The following is a 15,883-nucleotide window of genomic DNA, read 5'->3' on the forward strand; positions in this document are numbered from 1 at the left end:
TGCCGCTCCACCGCCGCCTCGAACGCCCCGGTCGTCTTCAGCGCCGTCCCGCCGACGTTCTCCGACACCAGGTCGGCGCGGCTCACCTCGACGACCTGGCCGTTCTCGACCACGCCGAGCGCCGCGAGGATCCGCCCGTACAGGCGTGCGACGGTCGTCTTGCCCGTCCCCGGCGGCCCCGCGAACACCATGTGCCGCCCGATCGACGGTCCGGGCGGCAGCCCCGCCAGACGACGCTGCTCGGCGACCTTCTGCAGGTTCGTCAGCTTCCTGATCTCGCGTTTCACCCCGGCGAGGCCGATCATCGCGTCCAGTTCGGCGAGCAGCGCGTCCGCCGTCGCGCCCGCCGGCTCTTCCGGCACCGCACGGGCCTTGGCGGGGCCCGTGTCCATGGCCGTCGCCGGTTCCTTGACCTGCGCGGTCCCGCCCGACTCCGCCTCGACGTCGAGGACGTCGGGGGCGGCGTTCCGCTCGCTGGTCACACCCTCCATGTGGACGCGCGCGGAAACGTACGCGAACACGCCCGCGCGCCCGTTGTCCGTGACCGTGCAGTCGCGCAGGGACAGCTCGGAGCGGGGGTCCGCGCTCACCCCGAACAGCGCACTGCCGGTGACGGCCGTGCCCTCGATCGTCCCGGACCCGCCCTCGGCGACGGCGATGCCGATCTCCTGCGCGCCGTCCACCCGCCCGCGCACGAACGTGGCGCGCCCCTTGCCGCCGACGAACACGCCGTTCTTGGCCGCGCCGATGACCTCGCAGTCCTCGAAGACCCCGGAGCCCTCCTCGACGGCGACGCCGCTGCGGCGCGCCGACTCCGCACGGATGCGCCGCCCCGTCAGCGTCCCGCCGGCGGTCACCCACACGGCCTCCATGGCCGCGTCCGTGATCAGGCAGTCCCCGGCCACCGCGGTCGCGTTGTCCCGGACGACCAGCGAGCACCGCTGCGACCCGTGCATCGCCGAGTTGCGGATCGCGGCGTCCGCCCGGTCGTCGACCAGCACCGCGGCGGCCCCGGCGTCCTTGATCGTGCACTGCTCGATCAGCGGCCTGGACCCCTCGGTCACCCAGATGCCGCTGCCGCCCGGCTCCTCGATCCGGCACGACCGGACGGTCACGGCACTGCCCTTGCGGAGAGCGATCGCGTTGCCGTCCGGCCCCGACACATCGGTGGCCTCCATGATCCCGGACGCGGCGGCGTAGACGACGGCGCCGTCCTGGACCCGGCAGTTCTTGAGCGCGAGCCGGGCGCCGCCCCAGCCGCGCACCGCCACCGTCTCGGCGCGGCTCACGAACTGGCACTGCTCCACCAGGACGCTGCCCTCGGACACGTCCAGCGCGGCGCCCTCCGCGCTCCAGTTCCGGACGATGAGGCCCTGCAGCGTCACGTTGCCGGTGAGTTCGATCGTCGCGTCGGTCGCGCCGTCCAGCGTGACCGAACCCGGCCCGCCGACGGCCGTCAGCACGAAATCGCCGGAGCTGCGGAACCCCGTGTTCGGGTAGTGCCCGGGTTCGACCAGGATGTGCCGGCCGGGCGGCCCGTACGGCGGGCTCGGCGCCCACAGCGCGTCCAGGACCGTCCGATACGCCCCCGGGGAGGTTTGTGACACGACCAGACGAAGCAAACGGGCCTCCTCATGAAATCACCGTCATCGTGCCATGAGGGGCCCCGCCCGGCGGAGTCAGCGGACTCCGCGAGGCCTGAACTGGACGCTGATCCGCGGCCCGGCCACGCGGGCGCTCTTCGGGATCGCGTGCTCCCACGTGCGCTGGCAGCTTCCGCCCATCACGATGAGGTCGCCGTGCCCGAGTTCGTGGCGGATCGTCCGGCCGCCGCCCGTCTCGCCGCCGCCGCGGGGACGCAGCAGCAGGCTCCGCGGCGTCCCGAGCGACAGGATCGCGACCATCGTGTCCTGCTCGGCGCCGCGCCCGAACCTGTCGCCGTGCCAGGCCACGCTGTCGCGGCCGTCCCGGTACAGGCAGAGACCCGCCGTGCGGAACGGCTCCCCGAGTTCGGCGGCGTAGTGGGCGTCGAGCGCCGCCTTCGCCTCGTCCAGGACGGGATCGGGGAGCGGCTCGCCCTCGTCGTAGAACGCCAGCAGACGCGGCACGTCCACGACCTTGTCGTACATGTGGCGCCTCTCCGCACGCCACGGGACGGACGTGTGCAGCCGCTCGAACAGCGCGTCCGCCCCCGGGATCCAGGCGGGCAGGACGTCCACCCAGGCGCCGTGGGCCAGCCGCGTCCGCCGCGCGGAACCCAGCGGACGCGGACCGCGCTCGTCCGTGTCGTCCAGCAGCGACCCTTGGAACATGCCCCCACTCTAACCCGCAAGTCAAACGTATGTTCGATCATCTCGCGGGCGGTTTCAGCGGCGGAAGATCACCGCCAGGACGCGCAGGGACAGGACGCTGCAGACCACCAGCCCGCAGTACCCGAAGAACTGGTACAGGGACACGGCCGGGGTCATGACCGGGCCGCCCTTCAGGCCGAGCAGCAGAACGGCCATCACCCCGGCCGTCGAGGCGAGGATCGTCAGCAGCACCTGCTGGAGCAGCCCGGTGACCGTCCGCCGGTCGCCCTCGTCGGCGAACAGCCGGATGTTCAACGTCAGCCGGCCGGCCTCGGCGGCCGCGGTGATGCGGTCCAGGCGGCGGGGCAGGCGGCGCAGCATCGGCAGCAGCCCCATGAGTTCGTCGGCCGCCGCCTCCTGGAGGGACGCGGGACGGAGCCGTTCCCGCAAATACGTCTCCCCGAACTCCTGCGCCTCGTTGACGATGCCGAAGCCGGGCGCCAGGTCGGTCAGGCCGCCCTCCAATGTCGCCAGCGCCCGGAACACCGCCGCGATCTCCGCGGGGACCGCCAGTTCGTACCGCGCGACCAGCCGGAACAGGTCGGTGAACATCGCCATGTCCGGGGCGCACCCCGCGCCGAGATGCCGCGTCATGAACGCGCCCAGAGCACGGGCGAGGCCCTGTTCGTCCAGTTCGTCCGGACGGGCGACGACCTCCAGGAAGGCGTCCGTCACCGCGACCGCGTCACCGCGGTTCATGGCGAGGAGCATGCGCTGGAGGCAGCCGCGCAGTTCGGTGTCCAGGCGCCCGACCGAACCGAAGTCGATCAGCCCGAGGCGGCCGTCGTCGAGCAGCATGATGTTGCCGGGATGCGGGTCCGCGTGGAACACGCCGTCCAGGACGATCTGGCGCAGCACCGTGTCGAGGAGGGTGTGCGCCAGCTTCGTCCGGTCCATCCCCTGGCGGTCGATGCGCGGACCGGCCTTGCCGAGCGCGACGCCGTCGAGGCGCTGCATCACCAGGATCCGGCCGGTGCACAGGTCGTCGTACGGGTGAGGGATGACGACGTCCGACCCGCGTGCGGTCGCGGTCGCCGCCACCGACGCCATGTTGCGCGCCTCCACCCGGAAGTCCAGCTCCTCGCGCAGCGCGGCCGCGAACCCGTCGGCGAGGTCGACGACGCCGAACGCCTTCGCCCAGCCGGCGCGGCCCTGCAGCGTCCGTGCGAGGCGGGCGACGATGTCGAGGTCGCGCTCCACCACCGACCGGATGCCCGGCCGCTGGATCTTGACCACGACGTCCTCCCCTGAGCGCAGCGTGGCCGTGTGCACCTGCGCGACCGACGCGGCCGCCAGCGGGGTGCGGTCGAAGGCGGCGAAGACGTCTTCGGGCGGGGCGCCCAGTTCCTCCTGGATCACCCTCTCGATCTCCGGCCACGGGACGGGTGCGGCGCGGTCCTGCAGCCGCCCGAGCTCCGACACGAACTCGGGCGGCAGGACGTCCCGCCGCGTCGACATCACCTGACCGAGCTTCACGAACGCGACGCCCGCCTGTTCGAGGGCCTGCGTCAGCTCGCGTGCGAGCCGTTCGCGTCCCTCCGGGGACGTCGGACGGGCACGTCCGCGCAGGTAGGGGCCGAGGCCGTGGCGCAGGAAGATGAACGTGATCCGCCAGTAGCGCCGGGTGCGCGCCATCCGCGACCGGACGCCGCCGAACCAGTAGAGCGGCGACGGGACCGACCCGGTCGGGACGAACGCCTCCCAGAGCACCAGCACGGTCATCGAGACGAGAAGGGCGCACGCGAATCCGAGGCAGACGAACCACAGCATCGGGGTCACCTGCTGGCGCTCGCCCAGGTCGCCGATCAGCGAGCGGATGATCGGATGCGCCACGCCCTGCCCGACCGCTCCCGCCGCGATCGTCCGGAAGAGGGAGAACCGGACGTTGAGGAGGCGCCGCGCCCCGTACGCCATGACCCACGTGTTGAGGATCGTCCCGACCACGAACGCGACAACCGTCGCCGAAGTATCCAAAGCCGCCCACCACCTGCTGAATCGCTTGATCGTCGCAGGCGACGGTAACGAGCGGCCCGCACGCCCGGCCTCCCGCCGCCGGGGGAGCCCCTCACCCCGGTGGGGGACTTCGGGCGGGTGCCCCGGACGTCAGAAGTCGTTCAGGAGGTCCTTCAGGAAGGTGGTGCTGCGGGCGGGAGGAAAGGCGCGGATCGCGAGCAGGTCCATGATCTCCTGGTAGCGGTCCGCCTCCTGCCCCTCCGGGTAGCGGGCGCCGGTGAGCTGTTCGAGGTAGACGACGTCGTCGAGATCGTGCTCCGCGAACCGGACGATCGTGATCGGGCCGCCGAGCGCGACATGGCCGCCCGCGGAGAACGGCAGGACCTGCACCTTCACGTTGGGCATGGACTCCGACACCGTGATCAGGTGCTCGATCTGGGCGCGCATCGTCTCGGGCCCGCCGATCGGCCTGCGCAGCGCCGCCTCGTCGAGGATCGTCCACAGCCGCGCCGGGGCGACCGGCCGGTGCAGGATCGCCTGCCTGGTCATCCGCAGGGTGAGGCGCCGGTCGAGTCCTTCGTAGGCCGCGGCGTGGTGCTCCAGGCCGATGATGGCCCGCGCGTACTCGGGGGTCTGCAGCAGGCCGGGGACGTACTGCACCTCGTAGCCGCGGATCGTCGCCGCCGACTGCTCCAGGCCCAGGTACTGCTCGAACCAGCTCGGCACCAGGTCGCCGTAACCGTGCCACCAGCCGGGCTTCTTCGCCTCCCGCACGAGCTCCAGGAGGCTTTCGCGCTCGTCGGGGTCGTGGACCCCGTACAGGTCGAGGAGGTCGAGGACGTCGCGCACCTTGAACCCGTGGCGTCCGAGTTCGAGCCGGCTCATCTTGGACGCCGACCCGCGGATGGCCTCCCCCGCCTCCGCCCGCCCGATTCCCCTGTCCTCACGCATCCGCCGCAGCCGCGCGCCGATCTGCATGCGAAGGGCGGTCGGACTCGAGCCGGCCTGCCGATGGTCCAGCACAAGATCTCCAGCATCTCCGTAAGGTCCCGGCAACCATCGGAGGGTCTCACAGGCAATGGCGGGCGCGCAGGAAACCTTCGGACAGAGATATGTCACTGCAGGCCGCCTTTACAAAAGGTCGCATTGTGTTAAATGACCCGAGGGACCGTTCCAAAAAGTGGCGTCGCCGTTCGACGGGGCCGGGCGGGGTCACCGCCGCGAAACCAGTAGGTCGAGGTCCGCACTCGTCACGCGCGCCAGTTCCGCGACCCGGTCCCGGCCGGTTCCGGCCTGCCCCACGACCTCGATCGCCCGCGTCAGCATCGTCGGCTGTTCAAGGGGCCTCGCCGGCCCGGGCTCGTGCCGCCGCCAGCCCCGCGAGCTCATCGCGCTCATCGCGTTGCGGTACACGGTCTCCGTCATGATCCCGAGTGTGCGCGCCCGGTAGAGCAGTGCCGCGATGCTGACGCCCCAGACCGCCTTCAGTTCGCCCAGCCGTTCCCAGTCGGCCTTCGCCGGCAATTCGGCGGCGATGTCGGCCTCCGGCATCAGGAATTCCGCCGCGAACCTGTGCGCCTGGTCCTCGACGACCTTCTCCCCGGGCTCGGCGTCGGCGTGCATCACCAAATGCCCCAGCTCATGGGCCGCGTCGAACCGGTTGCGCCAATAATCACCCTTTGCTGGATTGAAGAAGACCATCGGCCTCGGATGAATCCCCACACTGAACGCGTCGACCCGCCTCGCCGCCTCCGGCAGCACGAGGACGATCACTCCCCGGGCCTCCAGCAACCGGACGACATGTGCCACCGGCCCGGGCTGCTCCACCAGCGACTTCCTGGTCAGCCGCGCCGCCTCGACGGGGCCGCCTCCGGCGATCTCGTCCGGCGACACCGGGTACTCGGGCAGGTCCACCTCGGGGAAGTCGACGAGGTCTTCGAGGACGGCGACGACGTCCGTGGCGATCCGGCCGTACGCGAGCGCCTGGTCTCGCTCGATCTGACTCGTCGACCGCAACGACCGGAAATGGGCACCGTCCATGGAGACCGGGCTCCGCCCGGCCTGGAAGAACTCGACGGGAACTCCGAGCGCGATGGCCAGGCGTTTCATCGTCGGCTCCTCGGGCCGCTGCACCCCCGCCTCGTACTGCCCGATCGCTTTCGGCGTCGTCCCCACGGCCTGCGCGAGCTGGTTCTTGCGCATCCCCCGGAGCCGCCGGGCAAGCGTCAGCCGCTCGCAGTCGAACAGCACCCTGCGCCACCCTTTGCTAGGCCGTCTTCGTCTCCCCGCGAAGCCGCACAGGGACGTCTTCGTGCTCGTCCCAGAGCGGCATGGTCCGCTCGACGAGCTTACGACGTGGATCGGGCCCGATGCCGTCGTCCAGCTGTTTCACCCAGTGCCAGGCGGTACCGCCGTCGGCGTTCCACCTGGGTCGGCCCAGGAAGAGCTCAAGCTCCAGGGGTTCCTCGCTGGCACTGTGCGCAAGAACCAGCGTGACGACCCCGGGCGTGTCGTGGGCTTCGAGCCCGAGCGGCAGGGTCAGCTGCGGGTCCTCGATGTAGCCCTGCCGTGCCACGGCCTGCTTCGTGGGGCTGTCCCTGTCCCAGCGGATCCCTTTGACGTTCCCGAATTCGTGCCTCTTCAGGAGGACGCGGTACGGCCCGTACCGCCATCCGGGCGAGCCGTTCAGATCGTCCCGGACGACCTGCTTCGCCAGGTCGCCCTTGCCGAACACGCGGTCGAGGTGGCTTTCCAGCAACTCGAACGCGCCGACCCCGTACGTCCGCTCCTTGAAGCCCGCCGCGCGGCTCAACCCTCCGAACAGGGCCAGCGTCGCCTCACGGTGAGCCTCCCGCACACCGTGCAGGAAGCCCGCCGCCAAGAGCTCGTCCCACGCAACCCGGTCCTCAGCCACCCTCCGACGATAACCGCGGGCACCGACACTATGAGCAGCCCTCGAACTGCGGCACTTCCCCGACCAGCCTGAGGCCGCTGGGCCCGAACCATTTCCGCAGCAGCTCGCCGGCCGTCCCGTCCTGGTACATGGTGGTGACGGCCCGGTTCACCGCCTCGCATCCGTCGATGTCGCCCTTCCGCATCCCGACGCCGTAGCGCTCGTCGGTGAACGGCGAATTGAGGATCTCCAGATCCGGCGCCGAGAACCCGGCCAGCACCAGATCCCCCGTCGAAACCGCGTCGACCTCGCCGCTCCGGAGCTTCGCCACGCAATCGCTGTAGGACGACCCTGGGACGAGCTTCGCCGGAATGCTCAACCCGACGACCACGCGTTCGGTGGACACCGACCCGCTCGCCTGGCACATCCGCTGCCCGGCCAGGTCGCGCACGCCCCGGATCCGGGTCTCCCCGCGCCGCACCATGACGTCCTGGTGAGCGACGTAGTAGGGGCCACCGAAGGTGACGAGCTTGGCGCGGTCAGGGGTGATCGAGTAGGACGCCAGCACCAGGTCGACGACGCGGTCGTTCAGCTTCTGTTCCCGGTTGTCCGACCTGACCTCGCGGAACGTGACCCGGGAGGCCCCGAGGTGCCGGGCGATGTACGTCCCCACATCGACCTCGAACCCCGTGAAGACGCCCTCCTGCCGGAACCCGAGCCTCGGCTGGTCGGCTTTGACCCCGACCACGATGACGTCGTTGCCGGCAATGGACGCCTCCGCGGCCGCACACCCCACAAGCCCCAACGCCAGGACCAGAACCCCCAGAACGCACCGCACAAGGCATGACTAGTGCCCGAAACCGACCAGCGGATGAACACCGGACGAGCCAAAGCCGAACGGCCGGAACTCACTTACCGGCCCGGCCCGGCCCGGGCCGCCCGCCGCCGTCATCTCCGGGGTCGTCAGGGGGCCGCCGTCCCGAGCCGGATCGCCTGGACGGGGCAGACACGTGCCGCCCGGCGGACGGCGTCGTCGTGCCGGGCGTCGGGTGAGGGGTCGTAGCGGAGTTCGTCGTCATCGTCGAGCTCGAAGACCTCGGGCGCCGCGAAGACGCACTGGGCGTGGATCTCGCAGACGGTCCGGTCGACGTCGATCTGCATGGTCATGTTCCTCTCGCGGGCGGGTTGAACCGGGACGGCTTCTCCAGCCGCCACCGCAGAGCGACGCGGTGGTCGAGCTGGATCACGCGGTCGATGTCGAAGTCGACGAAACGCTGCGCTCCCGGGCGGCGGGCGGCTCTGTCCGGGTCCCAGTCGACGGCGGCGGTTCCGGTCAGGTGCAGGGTGCGTCCGGCCGTCCAGTCGATGAACAGCAGGGAGGCCCGGGGATCCAGCAGGAGATTCCCGAACGTCATGTACATCGAGTTGCCGACGTAGTCCGGCCAGCTGACGCGATGCGGGTCGACGTCGAGGAACCCGGGGCTGCCGCCGCGGTGGGACGCGTCCGCGCCGAGGCCGGGGGCACCGGTCCCGACGAAGAACGTGTCGGCCTCGCGGAGCCAGGCGAGCTGCGCGTCGTCGAGGGCCGCGCCCTCCGTCCGCGCCGGGGTTCCGGACGGTTCCACCGTGTCGGCGCGGCGGGTCTGGATGTACTTCGGGCAGTTCGAGTAGACCTGGTGGGCGTGCACCAGCAGTCCGCCGTCCGCCTGGTGCGCCCGCCCGTTGATGCGCATGCGGCGGCGTGTCTCGGGTTCGATGGCGAGCATGCCGATCTCGGCGGGGGCGGTGAACGCCCCGGCGAGCGGATCGAGTCCGGGGAGGCCGGCATCGATGCGGAGCGTCGACTCGTCCGGGATTCCGATGAACCCCGGCTCGCCCGCCAGGAGCGTGGTCCACGGCGTGCCCTCGTGCTCGGCCGTCACGACGATCATTCGCTGAGCCGTCAGGAACTGCCGGGCCACGTCGGGGATCGTGTCCCCGACGGCGGCGCTGCCGTGCGCGTCCGCGTGCACGCCGGCGTGTTGCTGGACGTCCACTTCGCCTGGATGGAACATCCGGTTCTCCTTTCCGGGAAGGGCCCGGGGCGCGCGGCCCCGGGCCCGATGGGCTTCAATGCGGGGATCAGAAGAAGCCGCAGGTGGGCGCGTCCTTGACGGGGGCGCTGTCGCCGTCGACGCCTCGGGGTGTGTAGATCTCGAGCCGGACCCCGTCGGGGTCGGTGAAGAAGACGCCCCCCGAGCCCGCGCCCTCGGCGTGGGCGACGATGCCGTCGTAGGCGAACTCGACCCCGAGCGTCTTGAGCGTCTCCTCGGCCCGTCGCACGTCGTCGACGGTCGGGACCTCGAACGACAGGTGGTGCAGCCCGGACAGCCCGGTGTCGAAGCCGCCTCCGGCCTGCTGCCACAGGGCGACGCTCACGCGGCCGTCCTTGCCCAGGAGCGCGAACTTCCGTTCGGCGTCCGAGCGGGCGATGACGTCGAAGTCGAACAGCTTCTCGTAGAACTCCGTCGACCGGCTCAGGTCCGTCACGTTCAGCGCGACATGGCCCGTCTTCAGCGGCGGGTTGCTCATGGTCCCCTCCAGGTCGGCATGCGCCTCGTCACCCACGGCAGATGACTCTAATGTTTAGAAAGCAGCTTGCCATTAGGTGCAGAGTAGAGGTTCGACTAATGCAATGCAAGCCCTGATACATTAGGAAGCGGCCGGTGGGGCCTCGGGCCGCGCCGGGATCGACCGCGAGGAGGAGGGACCATGGCGTCCGACGACGTGCCCGACCTGTATCCCTCCGAGCCGCGGCCGGTGCGCCTGATGAACACGATCTGGGCGGACAAGGCCGGGACGCACGACGCCCTGGCGACGGTCGGGCAACTGGACCGGTGGGCGCGGCAATGCGGGATCCCGGCCACCGGCCCGCTGGGTGAGGACGACCTGTTGCGGGCCCGGGAACTGCGCGATGCGCTGCGCCGGCTGGCCGCGACCGCGGTGAACGACGAACGTCCCGCCGCCGTGGACGCGGGTCAGGCGGTCGAACACGCCCTGGCGACGCTGAACGGCTTCACCTCGCAGAGCACCCCCGAGCTGAGGTGGGACGGCGAACGGGGGTTCCACCGGGACTGGCGGTTCGGCGTCGACGGGTTCGGACGCGAACTCGCCGCCCTGGCACTCGAAGCCGGGGAACTGCTGTCCGAGGGGCCGGAGGTCCGGCTCGGCGCCTGCTACGGGCCCGGCTGCGTGCTCTACTTCTACCGTTCGCACCCGCGGCGCGGCTGGTGCTCGGCGGGCTGCGGCAACCGGGCCAGGGTCGCGCGCCACTATCGGCGCCACGCCAACGGCTGAGCGGACGACCCGCCCCCGCAGCCGACGGCGAGGGCGGGCGTGCGGGGACGGCGGAGCCGCAGGCTCCTACTGAAGCGGGATGACCTTCCCGTGCTCGCTTTCCGGACGCGTGCCATGGATACGCCGGTCGGCTTCGTCGATCGGCAGATCGTTGATGCTCGCTTCGCGGCGCCGCATCAGCCCGCGCTCGTCGAACTCCCACAGTTCGTTGCCGTAGCTGCGCCACCACTGACCGTCGTGGTCGTGCCATTCGTACTGGAAGCGGACGGCGATCCGGTTCCCGCGAAATCCCCACAGGCTCTTGCGCAGCGCGTAGTCGAGTTCGCGTTCCCACTTCGACTCCAGGAAGCCGATGATCTCCTCGCGGCCGGTGACGAACACGTCCCGGTTCCGCCAGACCGAGTCGGGGGTGTAAGCCAGCGCCACCCGCCGCGGGTCGCGGGTGTTCCACGCGTCCTCGGCCGCCTGGACCTTCTGCAGGGCGGTCTCCTCGGTGAACGGCGGGTAGGGCGGACGATCTTCTGCTCCGGACATGTCTGCACTCTCCTTATGTTGAGAACGCCCGTTCTCGACCGGGCTCGTCCTAAGATAGGGAACGGTCGTTCTCAAGGTCAAGCGGAGGAGGCGCCATGCCGGCGGCGATCACCGAGGAGCAGACCGCCCTGGACCGGGACGCGCTGCTGGACGTCGCGGAGAAACTCTTCTACCGGCGGGGAATCCAGGCGGTCGGCATGGACGAGCTGCGGACCGTGTCCGGTCTGCCCCTCAAGCGCATCTACCGGATCTTCCCGACGAAGGAGGCCCTCGTCGTCGCGATGCTGGAACGCCGCGACCGCCGATGGCGAGGAAGCCTGGCGGCCTACCTGGACCAGGTGCCCGACCCCCGGGAACGCGTCCTCGCGATGTTCGACTGGCTCGGTGACTGGTTCGCCGAACCTGGATTCCGCGGCTGTGCGTGGGCCAACGCCCACGGTGAACTCGGGTCGTCGTCCTCTGCGGTCGCGGCCGAAGTGCGCTCGCACAAGCAGGCGTTCCATGACCAGGTCGCCGAACTCGTCGCCCCCGTCGACGCCCGTGTCACCGAACCCGTCTACCTGCTGGCCGAGGGGGCCATCGTGGTGGCGGGAATCCATGGCGGCACCGCGGCGGCCCGCCATGCCCGCCTGGGCGCCGAAGCACTCCTGCCCGCCACGCCTCAGTGATTTCGTCCCTGTGGTGGACGGTGACCTGCAGGCCGGTCTCGGCCCCAGAGACGACCGGTTCGGCCAGGATTTCCTCGACCCTGTGCTGGAGGGTTGTTAGAGCTCACCGCGCAGTACGGCGTGGCCGGTGTCGGCGTCGAAGGGCACCGACGCGTGCTCGTGAACGATCGTCCAGGCGCCGTCCTGCCGGCGGAGGCAACTCGTCGCCCGCACCCACATGCCGACCTCGGTGCCGTCCCGCATCGTGCCGCTGATCCGGACGAGGAAGTGGCAGAACGCGATATCGGCTCCGGCGGTGATCTCCAGGTCGCGGATCTCGTGCCCGATCCCGGTCCGGTACGACGCGATCCACCCTTCCAACCGGGCGGCCGGGTCCTCACCGCGGCGGACGAACGGGCCGACCGCGTCGTACAGCACGAGGTCGTCGTCGTAGCCGGCGGCCGCGGTGGCGGCGTCCCGGCGGCCGAACGCCCGGGTGCGGGCCTCCAGCAGCTCGCGGATCTGCCGCTCGCCGTCCGCCGTCATCGCTGGGCCACCTGGCGGCGGAGGGCGTCCAGCCAGTCGCCGGTGCCCTGCTCGCGCCACTCGGGCTGTTCCCGGTCGTCCAGGAAGGTGCCCTGTTCGGTGAGCACCAGGCGGGTCCCGTCGCCGTCGCGGGCGAACTGCACGGTGGTCAGCGACACGGTCGACAGGACCCCGTCGGTGAACAGGGCCGTGGTGTAGACGATGCGCTCGTCGGCGACGATGTCGTGGTACTCGCTCCTCGCGACGAGGTCGACCCCGTCGCCGCCGTGCACGGCCTCGGTGCCGCCGACCCGGAAGTCCAGCGAGTAGCGGCCGTCCTCGGCCGCGAACCACTTCGCCTTCGTGTCGCGGTCGGACCAGGCCGCGAAGACCGCGGCGGGCGAGGCCGCGTAGGTCCGCTCCAGCGTGAACGTGCTGTGTTTCACCGAGTGGTCGGTCATGATCCTTGCTCCTTCGCTTGGTCGTCGAGGACCGCTTCGAGGCGGTCCAGGCGGTGCTCCCACGCCGTGCGCTGGCGCTGCAACCACGTCTCGGCGTTGCGTAGGCCGGCCGGATCGATCTGGCAGGTGCGTACCCGCCCGACCTTCTCCGACCGCACCAGCTCGGCGTCCTGCAGCACCCGGAGGTGCTGGACGGTCGCGGCGACGGTCACCCCGAGGTGGGCGGCCAGCTCACTCACGGTGGCCGGGCCGCCGGTCAGGCGCTCGATCACCGCCCGCCGGTTCGCGTCCGCGAGCGCGTGAAACGCCCGGTCCGCGGCCTCCGCCTCATACTTAAGCATGCACTTAACTTTAGTTGGCGGACTCGCAAAGTCAAGTGGAGACTTAAGTTTCTGATCCAGCCGGTGGCGGGCGCCGACCGGCGGGACCGACCTTGACCGAACGGACGGGTGCCTCACGGCCGACGAGTGTCCGTGACGTTGCGGACGGTCCTATGGAGGCCGGCCTGCTCACCGAGATCGAGGCACTCATCGCCCACGGCGTCTACCCGCCCGGCACCCCCCCAGGTTCATCCCCTGGCCGAAGGGCCCAATGTGCTGCGGCAACTCGAAGCCGGCCAGACCCACGGCAAGCACGCCCTCGACCCCTGGAGCTAGGAACCACCCGTGACTCACCGCAATGCCCCGCTGTCCTCGGGGGCGCCTTCGCCTCGTCCAACGCCGCCACGCGATGGCGCCTCGCTCATGCCTGAGGGGCGGCAGGCGGGGGAGAAGGGTCCGTCCGTTCAGTCCCGGCCGGCCGGAGGCGCCGCCGTGTCGGGGGACGTGCTGATGCGTGTGGTCTGGTCCTCCTGGACCTCCCGGGCGGTTTGGAGGAAGTCGAGGATGGTGGCGAGTTGGTCCTGGTCGTAGCGCCGTAGCGCCTGCGCGCCCGCATGTCCGACGGGCAGGTAGATCTCCTCTTCCACTTTCCGTGCGGCGCCGGTGGCCTCCACCAGTACGCGCCGCCGGTTGGCGGCGTCCCGGGAGCGCAGGACGTAGCCGGCGCGTTCGAGGCGGTCGATGACGGTGGTGGTGGCCGCCGGGCTGAGCTTGAGCGCTGTGGCGATCTGTCCCGCCGACAGCGGCCCGCCGCCCAGGACGACGTCCAGGCAGCGCAGGTCGGTGCGGTTGAGCTTGAGGCGGGCCGCGACGGCCTCGTCGAAGGCGTCAAAGCTCTGCTGGAGCAGTCGGAACTGCATCGCGATCTGCTCCGCCGATCCATCTTTCGACATTCGAATCTTCCTGGTATCGTAAGTTTCGTTGATCGAAACAATAGCACCGTGGAGGACGCCATGAGCACCCAGCACACCGACGCTCAGATCAAGGACCTGTTCGAGCGGTTCATGCAGGCCTGGACCGCAGGCGACGCCCACGCTTTCGGCGCCTGCTTCACCGACGACTCCGACTACGTCTCCTACGACGGCACCCGCGCGACCGGCCGCGAGCAGCACCAGGAGAACCACGACAAGCTCTTCCGCGGCGTGCTCTCCGGCTCGGCCCTGGTCGGCGACCTGGAGTCCATCCGCTACATCACCCCGGACGTCGCAGTCCTGTACGGCACTGCCTCAGTGCTGATGCCCTGGAGGTCCAAGCTCCCCAAGCGGCGCCTGTCACGCCAGACCATCGTGGTCGTGAACACCGACGAGGGTTGGCGCATCACCGCCATTCACAACGGCCGGGTGCGCCCCATCACCGTCCCCGAGCCCGACGCGTTCCCGTCCAAGATGTCCCAGCTCATGGGCCGCGCCGCCCGCCGCCTCGGCCGCGGCCGACCGGCAACCGCGTGACCAACGCGCACACCCTCCGGAAGGGTTGCCGGCCGGTGGACCAGGGCATTGACGGCGGGGGATCACTCGCCGGGGTGGCTGGTGCGTAGCGCCTCGACCACTGCGACCGCGTCCTCCAGCATCTCGATGGGGCAGCCCCAGTAGTCATAGATGCCGCCCCGGGCCTGGTTGCTGCCGCAGATGACGAACACGCCGGTCCCCAGCTCGGCCTTGAGGTGAGTGGCCAGCCAGCCGACGAAACCACTGTTGTCCTGGACGTCGGGGAAGTGGAACGAGAAGATCCCGAACCGCTCGGTGCCGCTGTGCCCTTGAACGAAGGGGACCAGGCGGCTCCAGCTCTCCTGGTCGCGGATCATCGCCAGGGTGTCCGCTGTGAGCTCGGGGGCCTGGTCGACGGGAAACTCTTCAAAGCACCAGACGCCGTCGTGCACGATGACCTCGGCTTGAGCGATCACACCGCGCAGACGGGCCTCCGTCTGCTCCTCGGTTTCCACACTGACACTGACCATGGGTGCCCCCTCCGTAATCCGGCCTGCCTGCCCGGTGATCAACCCCAACTCCGCGTACGGCTCGTTCATTTCGTCTCGGCCGGGTTCGTTGGAGCTGACGCCAGGTGCTCACCTCGTCCTCCTCCACCAGCAGCTGCGACCTTCAGCAACGAGTCGGAGCCTGACGGAGCCAGCCCCTGCTTCCCCGGGCCGACGGGACACAGGACAGCCCGAGGAAGCAGCGGGCTTCAGGTGCGGAGGCTCACCAGCTGGCGGAGGACGTCCTCCAGCGCCGCCCGGCCGGCCGTGACTTCACTCATGTCGGCGAAGTAGGTCATGCGCCTGCCGGGCATGCTGCCCTCCAGAAGTGCACTGCTGATGTTGACGACCTCGGGGTCGTGGAAAACGAGGTGAACGCGGTCGGTGGCGCGGAGGTTGAAGGTCACGAGGTAACCGCCGTCGAAACTGAAGGACGGCGCGTTCCACTTGATCTGCTCGGTGATGCCCGGGCACAGCGGCCCTGGAGACGGGCCTCCGCGCCGACTCCGGACGGGTGTTCACCAGCGGAAGGCCCCGGCTGGGCATCGCCGTAGCCGACCCGCTCCCGGCGTGCCAGCGCCCGCAGCCTGGCCAGCGGGTAGCAGTGCGGGCGGCTGTTGCCGGTAGTCGACGTCATCGCCACCCTGCCCTGCTTCTCAGTTCCGTGCCTCGAGGTACTGCATGAGAGTCGCGAAGGCTAAGGAGTGAGGGTGAGGTACCCGTGCCCTTGGCGCTTGCTGTCACGGACTCCGATGCCTCGAACGAGTCGCGCCACCTCCGCGCACTCGCCTGCCGTCCCCTGAGTTAAGCGACTGCTCATGCGTCAAC

The 15,883-nt window shown here is 70.3% G+C and carries 21 protein-coding genes and 1 pseudogene; 4 read left to right on the plus strand and 18 right to left on the minus strand.

What is annotated here, in order from left to right:
* Positions 1-62: 62 nt before the first annotated feature.
* Positions 63-1,328: pseudogene (locus tag ACGFK0_RS27635) on the minus strand (right-handed parallel beta-helix repeat-containing protein); the annotation flags it as partial.
* On the opposite strand from ACGFK0_RS27635, the gene ACGFK0_RS27640 reads away from it, so the two are divergent.
* Complete coding sequence (locus tag ACGFK0_RS27640; RefSeq protein ID WP_392909857.1) at positions 1,231-1,500, plus strand: hypothetical protein; 270 nt, start codon at positions 1,231-1,233, stop codon at positions 1,498-1,500. The pseudogene ACGFK0_RS27635 and the gene ACGFK0_RS27640 sit on opposite strands and share 98 nt — an antisense overlap.
* A 179-nt stretch (positions 1,501-1,679) precedes the next feature.
* Here ACGFK0_RS27640 and ACGFK0_RS27645 read toward each other — a convergent pair whose 3' ends face one another.
* The 9 genes from ACGFK0_RS27645 to ACGFK0_RS27685 form a co-directional block, all read right to left on the minus strand.
* Positions 1,680-2,312 (minus strand): alpha-ketoglutarate-dependent dioxygenase AlkB, encoded by a 633-nt coding sequence (locus ACGFK0_RS27645; RefSeq protein WP_392909859.1) that lies wholly within the window; start codon positions 2,310-2,312, stop codon positions 1,680-1,682.
* Between the two features lie 54 nt (positions 2,313-2,366).
* Positions 2,367-4,325 (minus strand): ABC1 kinase family protein, encoded by a 1,959-nt coding sequence (locus ACGFK0_RS27650; protein WP_392909861.1) that lies wholly within the window; start codon positions 4,323-4,325, stop codon positions 2,367-2,369.
* 129 nt (positions 4,326-4,454) lie between these two features.
* A complete protein-coding gene (locus tag ACGFK0_RS27655) occupies positions 4,455-5,282 on the minus strand; it encodes a helix-turn-helix domain-containing protein (RefSeq protein WP_392909863.1) in 828 nt (275 codons plus the stop codon).
* Positions 5,283-5,516: 234 nt separating this feature from the next.
* Entirely contained in the window at positions 5,517-6,554 is a 1,038-nt protein-coding gene (locus ACGFK0_RS27660) for an XRE family transcriptional regulator (protein ID WP_392909865.1), read from the minus strand.
* A 16-nt stretch (positions 6,555-6,570) separates the two neighbouring features.
* Positions 6,571-7,218 (minus strand): hypothetical protein, encoded by a 648-nt coding sequence (locus ACGFK0_RS27665; RefSeq protein WP_392909867.1) that lies wholly within the window; start codon positions 7,216-7,218, stop codon positions 6,571-6,573.
* 28 nt (positions 7,219-7,246) lie between these two features.
* On the minus strand, positions 7,247-7,993 hold the full coding sequence (locus ACGFK0_RS27670) for a glutamate ABC transporter substrate-binding protein (RefSeq protein ID WP_392910219.1): 747 nt from the start codon (positions 7,991-7,993) through the stop codon (positions 7,247-7,249).
* Positions 7,994-8,160: 167 nt separating this feature from the next.
* The gene (locus ACGFK0_RS27675) at positions 8,161-8,364 is read right to left on the minus strand and encodes a ferredoxin (RefSeq protein WP_392909869.1); all 204 of its coding nucleotides are present in this window, start codon (positions 8,362-8,364) and stop codon (positions 8,161-8,163) included.
* The gene (locus tag ACGFK0_RS27680) at positions 8,361-9,251 is read right to left on the minus strand and encodes a pyridoxamine 5'-phosphate oxidase family protein (protein WP_392909871.1); all 891 of its coding nucleotides are present in this window, start codon (positions 9,249-9,251) and stop codon (positions 8,361-8,363) included. Before ACGFK0_RS27680 ends, ACGFK0_RS27675 begins: the two co-directional genes overlap by 4 nt.
* Positions 9,252-9,318: 67 nt before the next feature.
* A complete protein-coding gene (locus tag ACGFK0_RS27685; RefSeq protein WP_392909873.1) occupies positions 9,319-9,804 on the minus strand; it encodes a VOC family protein in 486 nt (161 codons plus the stop codon).
* A gap of 144 nt (positions 9,805-9,948) precedes the next feature.
* Here ACGFK0_RS27685 and ACGFK0_RS27690 point away from each other — a divergent pair, with 144 nt between their 5' ends.
* The gene (locus ACGFK0_RS27690) at positions 9,949-10,533 is read left to right on the plus strand and encodes a CGNR zinc finger domain-containing protein (RefSeq protein ID WP_392909875.1); all 585 of its coding nucleotides are present in this window, start codon (positions 9,949-9,951) and stop codon (positions 10,531-10,533) included.
* 66 nt (positions 10,534-10,599) lie between these two features.
* On the opposite strand, the gene ACGFK0_RS27695 is transcribed toward ACGFK0_RS27690, so the two are convergent.
* Complete coding sequence (locus tag ACGFK0_RS27695) at positions 10,600-11,067, minus strand: nuclear transport factor 2 family protein (protein ID WP_392909877.1); 468 nt, start codon at positions 11,065-11,067, stop codon at positions 10,600-10,602.
* A gap of 95 nt (positions 11,068-11,162) precedes the next feature.
* Between ACGFK0_RS27695 and ACGFK0_RS27700 the strand changes: the two genes are divergently transcribed.
* Positions 11,163-11,735, plus strand: a complete 573-nt coding sequence (locus ACGFK0_RS27700; RefSeq protein ID WP_392909879.1) for a TetR/AcrR family transcriptional regulator — start codon at positions 11,163-11,165, stop codon at positions 11,733-11,735.
* A gap of 96 nt (positions 11,736-11,831) precedes the next feature.
* Here the strand turns inward: ACGFK0_RS27700 and ACGFK0_RS27705 are convergent, their stop codons facing one another.
* The 4 genes from ACGFK0_RS27705 to ACGFK0_RS27720 form a co-directional block, all read right to left on the minus strand.
* A complete protein-coding gene (locus ACGFK0_RS27705; protein ID WP_392909881.1) occupies positions 11,832-12,260 on the minus strand; it encodes a YybH family protein in 429 nt (142 codons plus the stop codon).
* Positions 12,257-12,700: an SRPBCC domain-containing protein gene (locus ACGFK0_RS27710; RefSeq protein ID WP_392909883.1), complete on the minus strand. Its 444-nt coding sequence runs from the start codon at positions 12,698-12,700 to the stop codon at positions 12,257-12,259. The genes ACGFK0_RS27705 and ACGFK0_RS27710 overlap by 4 nt, the downstream gene beginning before the upstream one ends.
* A complete protein-coding gene (locus ACGFK0_RS27715; RefSeq protein WP_392909885.1) occupies positions 12,697-13,041 on the minus strand; it encodes an ArsR/SmtB family transcription factor in 345 nt (114 codons plus the stop codon). The genes ACGFK0_RS27710 and ACGFK0_RS27715 overlap by 4 nt, the downstream gene beginning before the upstream one ends.
* A gap of 443 nt (positions 13,042-13,484) precedes the next feature.
* Positions 13,485-13,973 carry a MarR family winged helix-turn-helix transcriptional regulator gene (locus ACGFK0_RS27720; RefSeq protein ID WP_392909887.1) on the minus strand — a complete coding sequence of 163 codons (489 nt, stop codon included), beginning with the start codon at positions 13,971-13,973 and terminating at the stop codon, positions 13,485-13,487.
* 60 nt (positions 13,974-14,033) lie between these two features.
* On the opposite strand from ACGFK0_RS27720, the gene ACGFK0_RS27725 reads away from it, so the two are divergent.
* Positions 14,034-14,528, plus strand: coding sequence for an SgcJ/EcaC family oxidoreductase (locus ACGFK0_RS27725; RefSeq protein WP_392909889.1), 495 nt, complete (start codon positions 14,034-14,036; stop codon positions 14,526-14,528).
* A 62-nt stretch (positions 14,529-14,590) separates the two neighbouring features.
* Here the strand turns inward: ACGFK0_RS27725 and ACGFK0_RS27730 are convergent, their stop codons facing one another.
* The 3 genes from ACGFK0_RS27730 to ACGFK0_RS27740 all read right to left on the minus strand — a co-directional run bounded on the left by ACGFK0_RS27730 (position 14,591) and on the right by ACGFK0_RS27740 (position 15,875).
* Positions 14,591-15,037, minus strand: a complete 447-nt coding sequence (locus ACGFK0_RS27730; protein ID WP_392909891.1) for a DUF6196 family protein — start codon at positions 15,035-15,037, stop codon at positions 14,591-14,593.
* A gap of 227 nt (positions 15,038-15,264) precedes the next feature.
* Positions 15,265-15,531, minus strand: coding sequence for a DUF1801 domain-containing protein (locus tag ACGFK0_RS27735; protein ID WP_392910221.1), 267 nt, complete (start codon positions 15,529-15,531; stop codon positions 15,265-15,267).
* A gap of 221 nt (positions 15,532-15,752) precedes the next feature.
* Entirely contained in the window at positions 15,753-15,875 is a 123-nt protein-coding gene (locus tag ACGFK0_RS27740) for a DUF397 domain-containing protein (RefSeq protein WP_392909893.1), read from the minus strand.
* Positions 15,876-15,883: the final 8 nt, after the last annotated feature.

The sequence above is a fragment of the Spirillospora sp. NPDC048823 genome (assembly GCF_043198445.1).
In the GTDB taxonomy this organism is placed as follows: Bacteria; Actinomycetota; Actinomycetes; order Streptosporangiales; family Streptosporangiaceae; genus Spirillospora.